The sequence below is a fragment of the Polynucleobacter sp. TUM22923 genome (assembly GCF_030295705.1).
In the GTDB taxonomy this organism is placed as follows: Bacteria; Pseudomonadota; Gammaproteobacteria; order Burkholderiales; family Burkholderiaceae; genus Polynucleobacter.
In genome coordinates this window covers 276,831-290,507 of record NZ_AP027274.1, presented here as the reverse complement: position 1 = coordinate 290,507, position 13,677 = coordinate 276,831, and the positions used below count along the sequence as shown (strand labels likewise).

The following is a 13,677-nucleotide window of genomic DNA, read 5'->3' as shown; positions in this document are numbered from 1 at the left end:
AATTGCTTTTCCGTTTTTAGGTAAATATGCACCCTAAATCCGAACACGAATAAGATTGTGGCATGAACTTCGCGAAAAGTGCGCCCATTCCAGCAAAATTGACCTCCGATATGGAGCTTAAGCACCGTAATACCTTTGGCCTAGATGCCATCGCCGAGTTTGCCTACGACATCACCTCAGCCGAGCAACTACCAGCACTACTGAAGACCCTTACAGAGAAAAAAATGGCTTGGCGTGTTTTGGGCGGAGGAAGCAATGCCCTACTTCCAGCCCAACTTCCCGGTGCTACGCTGTTGATGAATATTTTGGGCCAGGAGATTGTTGTAGTTGATGGCGATGGCGATGGTGATAGTGATAGTGATAGTGATAGTGACAGCAGCAACAATGGAAAACATACACTCCTAGCTGTAGGCGCTGGGGTCAATTGGCATGCACTAGTAGCCTGGACCCTGAAACACAATTTGCCAGGCCTTGAAAATCTCGCGCTTATTCCGGGGACGGTGGGTGCAGCGCCGATTCAGAATATTGGGGCTTATGGCGTTGAGGTAGGTCAATACATCGACAGCATCGACGCATTCGATACTATCGATCATGTCTTTGTTACGCTCTCACAAACAGCATGCCAATTTGGCTATCGCGATAGCCTGTTTAAACAACACCCTGATCGGTTCATCCTGACTCGGGTCATTTTTAAAATTCCTGAGCATTGGCAAGCGCGTACGCATTACGCAGAATTAGCTCAGCAGTTTTCAGATCCGAATTCATTACCGACAGCACAGCAAATATTTGATGCTGTTTGTCGTATTCGCTGCAAAAAACTTCCCGACCCCAAGGTAATTGGTAATGCAGGCAGTTTTTTCCAAAACCCGCTGGTGACTGAAGATCAGCACGCCTCACTCATTAGCCAATACCCAAACCTAGTGTCATACCCAGATAAGGCCGGAATGCGTAAGCTGGCAGCCGGATGGTTAATTGATCAATGTGGTTTTAAGGGCCAGCGAGTAGGTGCTGTAGGCGTCTATGAAAACCAAGCGCTTGTGCTGGTGAACCATGGCGGTGCGAGTGCCGAAGATATATTGAATTTTGCAAAGTCCATTCAATTAAAAGTACACCAACAATATGGTGTACAGCTAGCAATAGAGCCTAATATTTTCTAAGCTACGGCCAGAGCCTATCTGACCCCGTGCCCCCACCCAATGACATTGACGAAGTAACGCAGTGCTTTGCCTTGCCCAATAGTAAAAAGCATATTTGCTTGCACCAACTCGGCTAAATCTCTTGTTCCCGTAGCTTTTGATGTGCTCGTTATCTTGATGTATTTTTCTACATTCAATCCACCCAGAAAGCCGGCGTCGCCGTCATTTAACAGGCGGTTAATAATCTTCTTCTGCCGAGCATTGAGATTGAACTCAGAGTAGGTATTCCAATACTGTGATTTTTGAATAGCCTCTTGCATTAGTGTGCAGGATTTTTCACATGCCATCGAATAGATTTTTGCAAACCACTGCACCCATGCAGATACATCTAAGTCTCCGTGCTGAGCCTGATAGAGTGCGTCGTAATATTCACTACGATATTTTAGAATTTGCTCTGAAAGGCTAAACAACCGAATAGATAGGCGCTCATCTTGTGCAATCACTTTTTCAATAATGACTCTACCGAGTCTGCCATTGCCATCTTCAAATGGATGAATGCACTCAAACCAGAGATGAGCAATAGCAGCGCGCGTGATTGAGTCGTCCAACTGAAGTCCCAGTCCTGCAACTGATCTTCTCTGGTTTAACCAAGCCAAATATCGCTGCATCTCTGCTGGAACCGCCGCAGATTTCGGTGCGATGTAATGAATGACTTCTTGACCCAATTTACCGCTAACAATTTGCATCGGATCTGCATGGTGGCGATAAGCCCCTATAGTGATGCCCCTAATACCGCCACCGTGCGGGAACAACTCTAAGTGCCAATTTTGTAAACGCTGCTCACTTAAATCTTGGCTACAGTTTTGTATTGCGTCCTCAACAATATTGACAAGGCCATCCGTTGATTTACTTGGGGCGTGACTATCAGCATCTATTGCGTCTAAATTTTTAATGCCTAATTTGCGCAGAACTGAGGAACGTACTGATTTTGGATTTAAGGTTTCACCCTCTATTGCACAGGTCGCTATGACCTCTTGAACATACCGATTGTGCGTAATATCTTCAACGACAGACACTCCAATAGCATTTGCCATACCCAGTAACTTGCCTTGACTCTGTCTTGCCATCATCAAAGACTCAGTCACTTTGTTGGCATTCACCACAAAATTTGGCCATGCCGCTTGCTGCCAAATAAATTGCTGATTTGAGGTGTTTGTAAGGTCCATGAGCTGCATTTTATCATATACGGCTCAAAATATGAGCCGTATATAGCTAATTACGGCTAATTACGGCTCAGCCAATCAAAAAATTAAAGCTTACGCGATTCCAGTGCTGCAAATTTCACATTAGCCACTCCATCGGCTAAACGAATCTGAAACTCGGAATGGATGTCTAGCTCATCCGGGTTACGTACAGCCTGTAAGCCCTCCTTGGCATTGAGTACCACGGCATAACCTCTCTCTAGGGTTCTCTGGGGGTTGAGCATTTCCAATTGGCGCGCATAGTGAGACTGATTTCTTTGCCAAGAATCTACTCTGACTAACCAAGCCTGATTGAGGCGCTGCTGCCAGTGCTGTATTTGTTCGCGCATCCGCTCGGGGTTGGGTAGCGCATGACTTAAGCGCAAAGCAAACTGATCTAAAGTTTGCGCCTCTCTCTCAACGCGCTGATGAATTCTTTGTACAAGCGCCTGCTTGATTGAATCCAGTTCTTGCAGCATTTGATCTCGACGTGGCGCTGCTAATTCTGCTGCGCCCGTTGGCGTTGGGGCTCTTAGATCGGCCACAAAGTCGGCAATCGTCGTGTCTGTCTCGTGCCCAACCCCACTCACAATCGGAATAGGAGACTGCGCAATGGCATAAGCTAATTGCTCATCATTAAACGCCCACAGATCCTCAATGCTGCCACCGCCACGCACCAATAAGATGACATCGACTGCGTTTTCTTTTTCGGCCGCTTTTAGGGCTGCAATAATCCCTGAAGGCGCCTCTGGACCCTGCACTAAGGTAGGGTAAATAACAATTGGCGTGTGGGGCGCTCTTCTGGCTAAGGTGCTCAACACATCCTTTAAAGCTGCGGCCTGGAGTGAAGTAATAATGCCAATAGATCTGGGGTGTGTCGGGATCTCGCGCTTGCGCTCTTGATCAAAGAGACCCTCTTTAGCTAATCTTGCCTTGAGTTTTAAAAAGGCTTCATATAGACCACCCATACCAGCGCGTCGCAGGGTTTGAATAGTGAGCTGAATGTCTCCCCTGGGAACATACATACCCAGGCTAGCGCCAACCTCTACTAAATCACCCGATTGGGGCATAAAGCCCACTTGGCTGTTACGCCCACGAAACATCACGCAACGAATCTGACCTTCTTCGTCCTTTAGGGAAAAATACCAGTGCCCACTGTCATATGCCTTGAAATTCGAAATCTCCCCGCTAACCCAGACGGCATCAAAGCGCTCTTCAAGCGAGCTCGCAATGGCACGGTTCAGATCGCCAACACTCAAGATTTCTCTTAATAATTCCGACATATTTTTCTTTTTCTTTATAACTATATGGCTTGCCAGCCAATACATATCCACAGAGGCTTACAGGCCCAAGCTTAAATGCAAACAAGTAAGTAATTACTTACCCAAAACGTCTTATACATACTACAGATAAGTCTTAAGTCATTGATTAACACACACTTTTTTTACCATCAAACCCCACCTAAAGGCCCCGATCAGCGTAAACCCCACAATGAATCACGTCCTTATAAACCGACACCCAAAAAGTTTTGCACAGACTTATCCACAGGCTGGCTTTCAGAAAGTGGGTTTTGAATTCAGCTAAAGTACTTAACTTATGTACACAATCTTACTATCAGCTGGATGGCCTATTTGGCCCCTTCTCATCATCTCCATTATCGGTCTTGCGATCGTCCTCGAGCGGGCTTGGTATTTGCGCCAAGTCCACATTTTCCCCAAAAATAGCCTAGAAACTGCTTTTGGGCTGGCAAGTCAGGTGATGGCAGCAAAATCAGTCTCAGAAACAGAAGTTTTGGCGCTAAGCCAACTCTCCCCCGCCAGCCCCCTACTAAGCTGTGTTTTACATGAAAAGATGCTGGGTAGTGATGCCCAAGTCGCCTTAGAAGAGATTCAGGCTAGTGCGCAGAACGTCTGGCTCAAGTTAGAGCGCTATCTCAGCGCCCTTGCCACCATTGCCACTGTTGCCCCCTTATTAGGCTTGTTTGGTACTGTCGTGGGCATGATTGAGATCTTTGGTAGCCAAGGTAGTCAGGGCGCCATTAGTGGCGGTGCGGGCAATCCTCAGCAGTTGGCTCATGGTATTTCAATAGCGCTGTACAACACCGCCTTTGGTCTCATGATTGCTATTCCTGCATTGGCTGCCTGGCGTGGTTTACGAGCTATGGCCAACCAGCGTCAGCATGAATGCGAAGAATTTACCCGCCAACTCTTCAAAAAACTCTACCCACACACTGCGGAAAAATAATGCGCTGGTTAAATCAAAGCCTGAGTGCCAATAGACGATTTTCGCTGGGAAAGACTTCTACCCCAGTAGAGCCAGAAATTAATCTCATTCCTTTTATTGATGTACTGTTAGTAGTGTTGATTTTCTTAATGATCTCCACGACCTTTACGCGCTTTCAAGAGCTCGCGATCACTCTGCCCACGGCAAATGGTGCTCAAAGCCAAACAGAGATCAATCAAGTGCATATTGCGGTGAGTCGAGATGGGCGCTTTGCGATTAATGGCAAAGTAGTAGATCGACTTCAAATGCCTGCAACCTTAATGGCATTGAACCCAAAACAATCCAATACTCATTTGCAAATCAATATCGATGCCGACGCAAGAGCGCCTCATCAAGCAGTCATGATCGCCTTAGAGGCAGCGCGTGATGCCGGTCTATCGAATATCGTCTTTAGCAGTCAGACGAAAAAGTAATAGGGCAGATACGCATGCGCTTCCTACGTAAAGCCCCTCAGTTTTGGGAGCGCCGCGGGCCAACCAGCCTATTACTTTGGCCTTTATCGTATGTGTATGGTTTAGTCATTCGTACCCGTAAACTTGTTACTGATTTAGGTCTACTGAAAATAAAGCCACAGCCCGTTCCCGTCATTATTGTGGGCAATATTCGGGTGGGGGGAACTGGCAAAACACCGATAGTCATTGCGCTGGCTGAACGGTTAGCCCAGCTAGGCTGGAAGCCCGGGATTATTAGTCGCGGCTATGGCGCTGCTGACCAACACAAACCATTGCAAGTCGTGAGTGATTCTGATCCAGCACTAGTGGGTGATGAGCCTGTCCTCATCGCTAAACGCACAGCTAACCAGTTTCCGATTTGGGTCTTTCCAAAACGCATTCAGAGTATTGCGGCAATGCTCAAACAAGACCCATCAATTAACGTCATCATTAGTGACGATGGATTGCAGCACAGTGATCTCGTTCGCTGGCCAGCTCGCGAAGGGGGACGTGATATTGAATTCGTGGTCCGAGATCAACGCGGCGAAGGCAATGGTTTCTTATTACCAGCAGGCCCATTGCGTGAGCCCGCATCACGAGAGCGCGATGCCACTCTCATTACTGGCAGCGCTTCAAACTCCGCCCTAGTGGACGAATATTTTTTGGGTCGACGGGCCTTCACCCTCCTCAGCGAACTAGGAACACCTTACCAACTCCAGGATCGCCACACCACACAATCTTTACAGGCCATTGCGGATGCCCTCTTACCAAATGCCATTACCGCAGTCGCCGCAATTGGTAACCCGCAGCGATTCTTTGACGATTTACTCAAGCAAGGTATCGCCGCTAAAGGGATAGCTCTGGGTGATCATGCTCCACTGACAGCAGAATTCTTTTCCTCAATCCATGCTCAATGCATCCTTATTACCGAAAAGGATGCCGTAAAATGCCAACAGATTCAGGATGACCGTATTTGGGTAGTACCCATGCACTTAAGCATCACAGATGACATGGCTGAATGGTTGCAATCTATTTTATTAAGACCCGATCCCAATCGATATACGTTGTAATTAAATCTTTTTTATTACTAACTTTAGCTCTACTCTTACTTTTACTTTTACCTTTACTCTTACCTCTAACCTCATTACAAAGCAAAGCGCAATTCCATGGACAAACGTCTTCTTGATATTTTGGTATGCCCCTTGTGCAAAAGTGCTTTGCATTACGAAGCAAAAAATCTTGAGCTTATTTGTAAGGCAGATCGTCTCGCTTATCCTATTCGGGATGACATACCAGTGATGCTAGTAGATGAGGCGCGCAACCTCTCTGCTGATGAAGTCTTCTCAAACTAGTTCATTACACATGAGTATTCAATCGCCTGAGTTTTTGGTTGTCATTCCTGCTCGGTTAGGATCAACTCGTCTGCCCCGTAAACCGCTTGCGGATATTGGCGGTAAGCCCATGGTCATTTGGGTAGCAGAACGTGCCCAACAGTCGCTTGCTCAAAGTGTCGTTGTGGCTACTGACTCAACTGAAATTCAAGCTGTTTGCGATGAGTATCGTATTGAGTGCTTGTTGACTGATCCAGACCACCTTACCGGCACTGACCGTATTGCTGAAGTAGCCCAGTTACTCAAACTACCCCCAGACACCCTAATCGTCAATGTTCAGGGTGACGAACCTTTAATTCCGCCTGCGCTGATTAATCAAGTGGCCCAAACCTTGGCGGACAGTCCTGCCTGCGCCATTTCTACTGTTGCAGTAGCGATGACTGATCTTTCTGAGATTGATAATCCTAATGTCGTCAAGGTAGTGCTGAATCGATCTGGGGAGGCACTGTATTTTTCAAGAGCCCCCATTCCTTATGTCCGAGATATCGCCACCACTTCAAGCGTCACTCATCTACGTCATTTAGGCATCTACGCCTATCGTGCTGACTTTTTGCAGGCCTACACCCGTCTTGAAGCTGCCCCTCCAGAACAGGCAGAAGCCTTGGAGCAGTTGCGCGCCCTGTGGAATGGCTACCGCATTGCCGTACATACCGCCAGCGAAGCCCCACCAGCAGGGGTTGATACCGCCCAAGATCTCGAACGCATTCGGCGCCTATTAGCCAAATAAACACAAATCCGAATCTAGGCCTCTTCTCGGGGATAATCCTAGTTCTCATATTAAAAATAACCCGTTTAAGTACGGGACAATAAAAAGTCTTCTAAGGGGAAACAATGCGCTTAATTCTGCTCGGTGCACCAGGTGCCGGTAAAGGTACTCAAGCCCAATTTATTTGCGAAAAATTTGCTATTCCACAAATTTCTACTGGGGATATGTTGCGCGCCGCCGTCAAAGCGGGCACAGAGCTGGGCGTTGCCGCTAAAAAGATTATGGATGCCGGTGGCCTGGTTTCTGATGACATCATCATTGGCTTAGTGAAAGATCGCCTTACTCAGGCAGATTGCAACAAAGGTTATTTATTTGATGGTTTTCCAAGAACCATTCCACAAGCCCAAGCCATGAAAGATGCTGGGGTCCCCATCGACTACGTTCTCGAAATCGATGTTCCGTTTGATGCCATCATTGATCGTATGAGTGGCCGTCGTGTTCACCCTGCCTCTGGTCGTACTTATCACATCACCTTTAATCCCCCAAAGATTGAAGGGATAGATGACGTCACAGGCGAAGCCTTGATTCAGCGTGATGACGATAAAGAAGAGACCGTGCGTAAACGCCTGCAGGTATATAACGATCAAACCCGCCCTTTGGTAGAGTATTACTCGAGTTGGGCAGCACAAGCCAATGCGAGTGATACAGTCAAGGCGCCCGCTTACCGCAAGGTGAGTGGCACCGGTAACGTTGATGTTATTACCACCTCAATTTTTGCCTGCCTGAAATAACGCTTTTTAGTTCCTTCATACAGTCTTCTGATGCAGTTCCCTAATGAAGTGCAACCCATATGAAACCCGCTTTCAAAACATGGGCGTTTTACTTTGGCGGGGATCAGCCTAAGGTACCTTGGTTCGAGCGATTACGCTCGGCCTTTGGCGCTTTGATTGGCTTGGCTTTAGTTTTGGCCTTAGCTAAATATTTGGGTGATTTGAACGGCATTAATGAATGGTTGATCACCTCTCTTGGCGCTAGCGCACTAATTGTCTTTGCTTTGCCACAAAGCCCCATGGCACAACCTTGGGCAGTCATCGCTGGCAACACCCTCTCAGCCTTAGTGGGCATCACCTTAAATCATTGGATTGGTGATCCACTCATCGCGATGCCCATGGCGGCCGCTTTATCTATCCTCGGAATGTTTTGCTTGCGTTGTCTGCATCCACCTGCAGCAGCCGTTGCACTGCTTGTGGTGTCTGGCCATGTCCTACACTACCGCTTTGCCTTCTTTCCGGTATTGGTTGACGCTGCGCTCTTAGTGATGGCGGGGGCAATTTACAGCAATCTGACTGGTAAAGCTTATCCCAATAAACCGCAGTAAATGATCTTTGCCTATTGAGAATTATTTATATTCCTTCTTTTGTATGTTATATTACATATTTAGATATACGATTGGAGTGCATATGGAGCATTTATTAACCCGTAATACCGCCTCCCTTACGGAGTTCAGGGAACCTGGAAAGGTACTCGCCAAAGCAGGTAATGAGCCCGTGGCAATCCTTAATCGCAATGAGGCCGTTGCTTACTTAGTTCCGATTGGGGCTGTCGTTGACATCACGACCACTGCATTGGGCAAAGAAAAACTGCGTAATTATCTAAAGAACGACTTGCCCAAAATCGCCCATGTGATTGAATATCTTCGAGATAAATAATGCATTTTTTTACGCTAGATGAATCTGATGTGATCGAGATTCATAATGCGATCATTGGGATTAATGAACTACAGGGCCTTGCTGCCGAAAAATCCCTGGCCGGAACCCTTGCTCGCTTACAAAATAGATTGAATTATGGCTTTATCACTGATATTTTTCAGTATGCAGCTTGTGCTGGAATTTTTATAGCCAAAGGTCACTGTTTTAATGATGCTAATAAACGCACTGCTGCAGCTGCGACTCACTTGATCTTGGTAGCACATCAGATGACGCCACAATTTACCGACATCGATTTAGGTAAATGGATAGTGCAATCAGTAGAGGGCACTCTCTCAGAAGAGGCTTTAGCAGAGCCATTAAGAAAATCTTGTCAGTGAATTTATTAATTTTTTAAATTACTTCTTAAATTAACCAGCAGGGGTGCAGGGCTCAATCTAAAGCTATGCAGCCCGCAATACCTGAAAGACTCTAACTCTTGCAGTAATACTTTTTGATCAATTTCTTTCAGCAGTGCGGATATCGAACTCAGCCTGTAAATTGATCCAGAAACTGGGGTTCATAAAAAAGAAGATTCCAAAGCGCAGGGCGATATCTGCAGTGATAGGTCGCTGACCGTTCACAATCTCGCTGATGCGACTTGGGGGCACATCGATATCAGCGGCTAGCTTTCTTGCAGTAATCCCCATGGGATTCATAAAATCCTCTAACAAGATTTCACCGGGATGGATTTCATCTAATAATTTAGTCATTTTTATTTCCAACACATTACGTTAGTGATAGTCCACTATCTCAACTTCATATACTCCGTCGTCTTTCCACAAAAAACAAATTCGCCACTGATCATTGATGCGAATACTATGCTGTCCTTTACGTGCAACCCGCTCTATATTTTTAATTCAGACGAGGCTTTACTGTTAAAAAGTAAGTTTGCATCTTGATGTGAAAACTACTGGTGGTGGAGCAACAATATTCTGATTTACAGTTCATGCAAGTCAGAATATTTATAAGGTTATTTCAGCTCTTTTAGTGCGCTCTCGAAAGACTCAATATCCGCAAAGCTTCTATATACCGAGGCAAACCGAATATAGGCAACTTTATCAAGGCGTTTGAGTTCCCGCATCACCAACTCACCAATGCGCTCACTCGGAATTTCTTTTTCACCCAGACTCATGAGCTTTTCCTCAATTCTGGAGATCGCCTCATCAACTGAGTCCGCAGATACCGGACGCTTGCGTAAGGCTAGCTTTAGTGAACTCGCTAACTTTTCATGACTGTATTCAACTCGGCTACCGTTTTTCTTGACGATCGCCGGGAACGCTAACTCGACCCGTTCATATGTCATAAAACGCTTATCGCACTTGGCACAACGGCGGCGGCGGCGGATCGTATCTCCTTCATCCGATACCCGGGTATCGAGTACCTGGGTATCGTCGTTATGACAAAAAGGGCAGCGCACTAGAGCGACTTAACCGTAGACCGGAAAACGTTTGGTCAAGGCTGAAACTTGCGCACGCACTTTCGCGATGTTGTCTGGATCCGTTGGGTTGTCTAGTACATCAGCAATAAAATGCCCCACCTGTCTTGCCTCGGCTTCTTTAAAGCCACGCGTGGTCATTGCTGGTGATCCCAAACGAATACCACTAGTTACCATTGCCTTTTCTGGGTCGTTTGGAATGCCATTTTTATTACAAGTAATGTGTGCTTCACCTAGTACACGCTCCGCTTCCTTACCGGTCATTTTTTTAGCGCGTAGATCTACCAACATCACGTGGGAATCTGTACCGCCAGACACAATCCGTAAGCCACGCTCCATTAATGTTTCTGCCAATGCTTTGGCATTCACAATCACTTGCTTTTGGTAGTCGATAAAGCTGGGCTCTAAGGCCTCTTTAAAAGCTGCTGCTTTTCCTGCAATCACATGCATTAAGGGGCCACCTTGTAGGCCCGGAAAGATTGCAGAATTGATGGCTTTTTCGTGTTCAGCTTTCATCAAAATAATGCCACCACGAGGACCACGCAAACTCTTGTGGGTAGTCGAAGTAACGACATCAGCGTGTGGCACTGGATTGGGATAAACGCCCGCAGCAATCAGACCTGAATAGTGCGCCATATCCACCATGTGAATAGCACCCACTTCTTTTGCCAATTTACCGATACGCTCAAAATCAATTTTTCTAGAATAAGCAGAAGCCCCTGAAATGATGAGTTTGGGTTTGTGCTCTCGAGCTAAACGCTCCATCTGCTCGTAATCAATTTCTTCATTCTTATCTAGGCCGTAAGCAATCGGGTTGAACCACTTGCCACTCATATTGAGGGCCATACCGTGGGTCAAGTGACCCCCTTCAGCCAGACTCATTCCCATAAAGGTATCGCCGGGCTTCAAAAAGGCTAAAAATACCGCTTGATTAGCAGAAGCGCCGCAATGGGGCTGTACGTTTGCCGCCTCGGCACCATATAAAAGTTTGACACGGTCAATCGCCAGTTGCTCAGCTACGTCCACAAATTCACAACCGCCGTAATAACGCTTGCCTGGATAGCCTTCAGCGTACTTATTCGTCAACTGAGAGCCCTGGGCCTGCATTACCGCAGGGGAGGTATAGTTTTCTGAGGCAATCAGCTCAATATGGTCTTCTTGACGCTGATTTTCATTCTGAATCGAGGCCCATAATTCGGGATCCGTTTTAGCTAGGGTGTTTTGGCGGTCGAACATAGTAATAATCCTGATGAAGTTGAATGGCTTCTGCAATTAAGTAAGTAAAATCTACCTACATCATACAAAATTCATCATGACATCTACTCAAGACCTCTCGTTTCTCTCTCTAGTCCTCAATGCCAGCCTATTAGTACAGTTGGTAATGTTGTTATTAATCGGGATGTCCATTGCGTCATGGACCATTATTTTTAAGAAAACCGCGATTCTGCGGGGTGTCAGGCGCGACACAGAACGCTTTGAGCGGGATTTTTGGTCTGGTGGTGACCTCAACACCTTGCTGGATGCCGCCTTACGCAATAACCGTACAGACGCAGTGTTAGAGCACATTTTCGAAGCCGGTATGCAGGAGTTCATGAAAGTCCATGAAATCGATGCAGCCCGCCGCGCCATGAAAGCCACCTACCAGCGTGAAATGGACTTACTGGAGGCCAACCTACCGTTTCTGGCCTCAGTAGGCTCTGTATCTCCTTATATTGGCCTGTTTGGCACTGTCTGGGGCATCATGCATGCCTTCCGTGGCCTAGCTAACGTCCAAAACGCCACCCTATCGGCTGTTGCCCCCGGTATTGCAGAGGCATTAATTGCTACTGCCATTGGTTTGTTTGCTGCGATTCCTGCGGTAGTTGCCTATAACCGTGCCGCAACCGATGTAGATCGCCTCGCCATTCGTTTTGAAACCTTTATTGAAGAATTTACCAATATCTTGCAACGTCAAGCCTCCGGTAAATAAGCATGGCTGGCTCACTCAGAAAATCCTCTAAACGTCGGGCGATGTCCGACATCAACGTAGTGCCTTACATCGATGTGATGTTGGTGCTGCTGGTGATCTTTATGGTCACCGCGCCAATGGTCAATCCTGGCGTTGTTAATTTACCTACTGTTGGTGGCGCTAAGGTGCAATCCTTGCCGCCCGTATTTTTATCCATTGACGCTAATGAAAACGTCATCGTGCGCAAAGATGGTGAGCCTGTGCAAACCTTAAATAAATTTGAGCTCGGGGCTTTTGCGCGTTCACAAGCAGAAAAGTCTGCTGAACAACCTGTGGTCTTAGCCGCTGACAAATCTATTAAATATGAAGTAGTGATGGAAGTGATGTCTAAGCTAAAAGAAAACGGTGTCAAGCGTGTTGGTCTTGCTGTAAAGAGTCAGTAGGCTTTTCTTAGACATGACCAGCGCACATATCGGGCACTCGCCGTTCTCCATCCATCGAGGGAACGATGGGGGTAAGGACGGGGGCAAAAACAGAAACGGAAACAGAAGCAGAGGCAGCCTCACTAAAGCAGAAGGCACTAAGCGTGCTTTTAGTTTCTCTTTAGCTGCGCACTTAGGCTTAGTTGCTTTTTTGGTCATCGGCATTAGCTGGAATAACTCCACCCCATCCGGGGTTGAAGTCGAACTGTGGGATGCTACGCCGCAAATAGAAGCGACGATTGCACCGGAAGTGAAAACAGAAATAAAAGAAGAGGCCGCTGACATCGCGATCAAGAAAAAACTGCTTGAGAAAGAACCCCCTAAAAAGGTAGCAGCAAAAGAAGTTGCTAAAGAGGCGCCAAAGCCGGTCAAGCCATTGCCACCAAAAGAAATTAAAAAAGAAGAGGCTAAGAAGGTAGAGCCCGCTAAAAAAGTAGAGCCCACTACTAAACCAGCAGAGTTAACACCAGCACAAATAAAAGCCAATGCTCAGGCTGATAAAAGGCGTGAAGCCAATATTGCTAGCTTACGAGGCTTAGCTGCGAACGATGGCGGTACTGGTGGATCTGTTGGTAGCGGTGTTGGTGGTGGCGGTAACGCCCCTCCAGGCTGGAGTGATAAGGTGATAAAGAAGGTACGAGCAAACATTACGTTTAATGCCGATGCATTTAAAGGCAACAAGCAAACCATCATTCAGGTGAAACTAGCTCCTGATGGGGCTATATTGACTAGATTGATGACCTCCAGTAGCGGTGACAATGCTTGGGACCAAGCTGTACTGAGCGCCATTGATGCTACCCAAAGTCTACCCAAGGATGACAATGGCTTATTTCCGACACTGACACCTGAACTTAAACTCAAACCAAAGTAAATTAC

At 46.7% G+C, this 13,677-nt stretch carries 18 protein-coding genes and 1 pseudogene; 13 read left to right on the top strand and 6 right to left on the bottom strand.

The annotated features are described in order from the left end of the window. Positions 1 to 62 precede the first annotated feature (62 nt). Positions 63 to 1,157, top strand: coding sequence for a UDP-N-acetylmuramate dehydrogenase (gene murB / locus QUD86_RS01555; RefSeq protein WP_286297536.1), 1,095 nt, complete (start codon positions 63 to 65; stop codon positions 1,155 to 1,157). 14 nt (positions 1,158 to 1,171) lie between these two features. On the opposite strand, the gene QUD86_RS01550 is transcribed toward murB, so the two are convergent. Next, positions 1,172 to 2,362 (bottom strand): Fic family protein, encoded by a 1,191-nt coding sequence (locus QUD86_RS01550; protein ID WP_286297535.1) that lies wholly within the window; start codon positions 2,360 to 2,362, stop codon positions 1,172 to 1,174. An 83-nt stretch (positions 2,363 to 2,445) separates the two neighbouring features. Then, positions 2,446 to 3,660, bottom strand: a complete 1,215-nt coding sequence (xseA, locus tag QUD86_RS01545; RefSeq protein ID WP_286297533.1) for an exodeoxyribonuclease VII large subunit — start codon at positions 3,658 to 3,660, stop codon at positions 2,446 to 2,448. Positions 3,661 to 3,973: 313 nt separating this feature from the next. Here xseA and QUD86_RS01540 point away from each other — a divergent pair, with 313 nt between their 5' ends. The 9 genes from QUD86_RS01540 to QUD86_RS01500 all read left to right on the top strand — a co-directional run bounded on the left by QUD86_RS01540 (position 3,974) and on the right by QUD86_RS01500 (position 9,274). Then, positions 3,974 to 4,621, top strand: a complete 648-nt coding sequence (locus QUD86_RS01540; RefSeq protein ID WP_286297532.1) for a MotA/TolQ/ExbB proton channel family protein — start codon at positions 3,974 to 3,976, stop codon at positions 4,619 to 4,621. After that, positions 4,621 to 5,073 (top strand): ExbD/TolR family protein, encoded by a 453-nt coding sequence (locus QUD86_RS01535; protein WP_286297530.1) that lies wholly within the window; start codon positions 4,621 to 4,623, stop codon positions 5,071 to 5,073. The genes QUD86_RS01540 and QUD86_RS01535 overlap by 1 nt, the downstream gene beginning before the upstream one ends. Before the next feature lie 14 nt (positions 5,074 to 5,087). After that, a complete protein-coding gene (gene lpxK / locus QUD86_RS01530) occupies positions 5,088 to 6,161 on the top strand; it encodes a tetraacyldisaccharide 4'-kinase (RefSeq protein ID WP_286297529.1) in 1,074 nt (357 codons plus the stop codon). Between the two features lie 96 nt (positions 6,162 to 6,257). Further along, positions 6,258 to 6,443, top strand: coding sequence for a Trm112 family protein (locus tag QUD86_RS01525; protein WP_286297527.1), 186 nt, complete (start codon positions 6,258 to 6,260; stop codon positions 6,441 to 6,443). Positions 6,444 to 6,453: 10 nt separating this feature from the next. Next, on the top strand, positions 6,454 to 7,209 hold the full coding sequence (kdsB, locus tag QUD86_RS01520) for a 3-deoxy-manno-octulosonate cytidylyltransferase (RefSeq protein ID WP_286297526.1): 756 nt from the start codon (positions 6,454 to 6,456) through the stop codon (positions 7,207 to 7,209). Between the two features lie 104 nt (positions 7,210 to 7,313). Beyond that, positions 7,314 to 7,979, top strand: a complete 666-nt coding sequence (gene adk, locus QUD86_RS01515; protein ID WP_286297524.1) for an adenylate kinase — start codon at positions 7,314 to 7,316, stop codon at positions 7,977 to 7,979. Positions 7,980 to 8,038: 59 nt separating this feature from the next. Beyond that, a complete protein-coding gene (locus tag QUD86_RS01510; RefSeq protein WP_286297521.1) occupies positions 8,039 to 8,566 on the top strand; it encodes an HPP family protein in 528 nt (175 codons plus the stop codon). 82 nt (positions 8,567 to 8,648) lie between these two features. Then, positions 8,649 to 8,897 carry a type II toxin-antitoxin system Phd/YefM family antitoxin gene (locus QUD86_RS01505; protein ID WP_286297519.1) on the top strand — a complete coding sequence of 83 codons (249 nt, stop codon included), beginning with the start codon at positions 8,649 to 8,651 and terminating at the stop codon, positions 8,895 to 8,897. Beyond that, positions 8,897 to 9,274 (top strand): type II toxin-antitoxin system death-on-curing family toxin, encoded by a 378-nt coding sequence (locus QUD86_RS01500; RefSeq protein WP_286297517.1) that lies wholly within the window; start codon positions 8,897 to 8,899, stop codon positions 9,272 to 9,274. The genes QUD86_RS01505 and QUD86_RS01500 overlap by 1 nt, the downstream gene beginning before the upstream one ends. A gap of 117 nt (positions 9,275 to 9,391) precedes the next feature. Here QUD86_RS01500 and QUD86_RS01495 read toward each other — a convergent pair whose 3' ends face one another. The 4 genes and pseudogenes from QUD86_RS01495 to glyA all read right to left on the bottom strand — a co-directional run bounded on the left by QUD86_RS01495 (position 9,392) and on the right by glyA (position 11,607). Further along, positions 9,392 to 9,646, bottom strand: coding sequence for a HigA family addiction module antitoxin (locus QUD86_RS01495; RefSeq protein WP_286297515.1), 255 nt, complete (start codon positions 9,644 to 9,646; stop codon positions 9,392 to 9,394). A 21-nt stretch (positions 9,647 to 9,667) separates the two neighbouring features. Beyond that, positions 9,668 to 9,769: pseudogene (locus tag QUD86_RS01490) on the bottom strand (type II toxin-antitoxin system RelE/ParE family toxin); the annotation flags it as partial. A 137-nt stretch (positions 9,770 to 9,906) separates the two neighbouring features. After that, a complete protein-coding gene (gene nrdR, locus QUD86_RS01485) occupies positions 9,907 to 10,353 on the bottom strand; it encodes a transcriptional regulator NrdR (protein ID WP_286297513.1) in 447 nt (148 codons plus the stop codon). 9 nt (positions 10,354 to 10,362) lie between these two features. Further along, positions 10,363 to 11,607, bottom strand: coding sequence for a serine hydroxymethyltransferase (gene glyA / locus QUD86_RS01480; protein ID WP_286297510.1), 1,245 nt, complete (start codon positions 11,605 to 11,607; stop codon positions 10,363 to 10,365). 76 nt (positions 11,608 to 11,683) lie between these two features. On the opposite strand from glyA, the gene tolQ reads away from it, so the two are divergent. The 3 genes from tolQ to tolA are packed head-to-tail and all read left to right on the top strand — an operon-like array spanning position 11,684 to position 13,672. After that, positions 11,684 to 12,340: a protein TolQ gene (gene tolQ, locus QUD86_RS01475; RefSeq protein ID WP_100379304.1), complete on the top strand. Its 657-nt coding sequence runs from the start codon at positions 11,684 to 11,686 to the stop codon at positions 12,338 to 12,340. Between the two features lie 2 nt (positions 12,341 to 12,342). Then, positions 12,343 to 12,762, top strand: a complete 420-nt coding sequence (gene tolR / locus QUD86_RS01470) for a protein TolR (protein WP_286297508.1) — start codon at positions 12,343 to 12,345, stop codon at positions 12,760 to 12,762. A gap of 13 nt (positions 12,763 to 12,775) precedes the next feature. Further along, positions 12,776 to 13,672, top strand: coding sequence for a cell envelope integrity protein TolA (gene tolA / locus QUD86_RS01465; RefSeq protein WP_286297507.1), 897 nt, complete (start codon positions 12,776 to 12,778; stop codon positions 13,670 to 13,672). Positions 13,673 to 13,677: the final 5 nt, after the last annotated feature.

Bases quoted from the DNA above. Each gene is read 5' to 3' on its own strand.
- murB (WP_286297536.1), top strand. From the start codon at position 63: ATGAACTTCGCGAAAAGTGCGCCCATTCCAGCAAAATTGACCTCCGAT.
- QUD86_RS01550 (WP_286297535.1), bottom strand. From the start codon at position 2,362: ATGGACCTTACAAACACCTCAAATCAGCAATTTATTTGGCAGCAAGCG.
- xseA (WP_286297533.1), bottom strand. From the start codon at position 3,660: ATGTCGGAATTATTAAGAGAAATCTTGAGTGTTGGCGATCTGAACCGT.
- QUD86_RS01540 (WP_286297532.1), top strand. From the start codon at position 3,974: ATGTACACAATCTTACTATCAGCTGGATGGCCTATTTGGCCCCTTCTC.
- QUD86_RS01535 (WP_286297530.1), top strand. From the start codon at position 4,621: ATGCGCTGGTTAAATCAAAGCCTGAGTGCCAATAGACGATTTTCGCTG.
- lpxK (WP_286297529.1), top strand. From the start codon at position 5,088: ATGCGCTTCCTACGTAAAGCCCCTCAGTTTTGGGAGCGCCGCGGGCCA.
- QUD86_RS01525 (WP_286297527.1), top strand. From the start codon at position 6,258: ATGGACAAACGTCTTCTTGATATTTTGGTATGCCCCTTGTGCAAAAGT.
- kdsB (WP_286297526.1), top strand. From the start codon at position 6,454: ATGAGTATTCAATCGCCTGAGTTTTTGGTTGTCATTCCTGCTCGGTTA.
- adk (WP_286297524.1), top strand. From the start codon at position 7,314: ATGCGCTTAATTCTGCTCGGTGCACCAGGTGCCGGTAAAGGTACTCAA.
- QUD86_RS01510 (WP_286297521.1), top strand. From the start codon at position 8,039: ATGAAACCCGCTTTCAAAACATGGGCGTTTTACTTTGGCGGGGATCAG.
- QUD86_RS01505 (WP_286297519.1), top strand. From the start codon at position 8,649: ATGGAGCATTTATTAACCCGTAATACCGCCTCCCTTACGGAGTTCAGG.
- QUD86_RS01500 (WP_286297517.1), top strand. From the start codon at position 8,897: ATGCATTTTTTTACGCTAGATGAATCTGATGTGATCGAGATTCATAAT.
- QUD86_RS01495 (WP_286297515.1), bottom strand. From the start codon at position 9,646: ATGACTAAATTATTAGATGAAATCCATCCCGGTGAAATCTTGTTAGAG.
- glyA (WP_286297510.1), bottom strand. From the start codon at position 11,607: ATGTTCGACCGCCAAAACACCCTAGCTAAAACGGATCCCGAATTATGG.
- tolQ (WP_100379304.1), top strand. From the start codon at position 11,684: ATGACATCTACTCAAGACCTCTCGTTTCTCTCTCTAGTCCTCAATGCC.
- tolR (WP_286297508.1), top strand. From the start codon at position 12,343: ATGGCTGGCTCACTCAGAAAATCCTCTAAACGTCGGGCGATGTCCGAC.
- tolA (WP_286297507.1), top strand. From the start codon at position 12,776: ATGACCAGCGCACATATCGGGCACTCGCCGTTCTCCATCCATCGAGGG.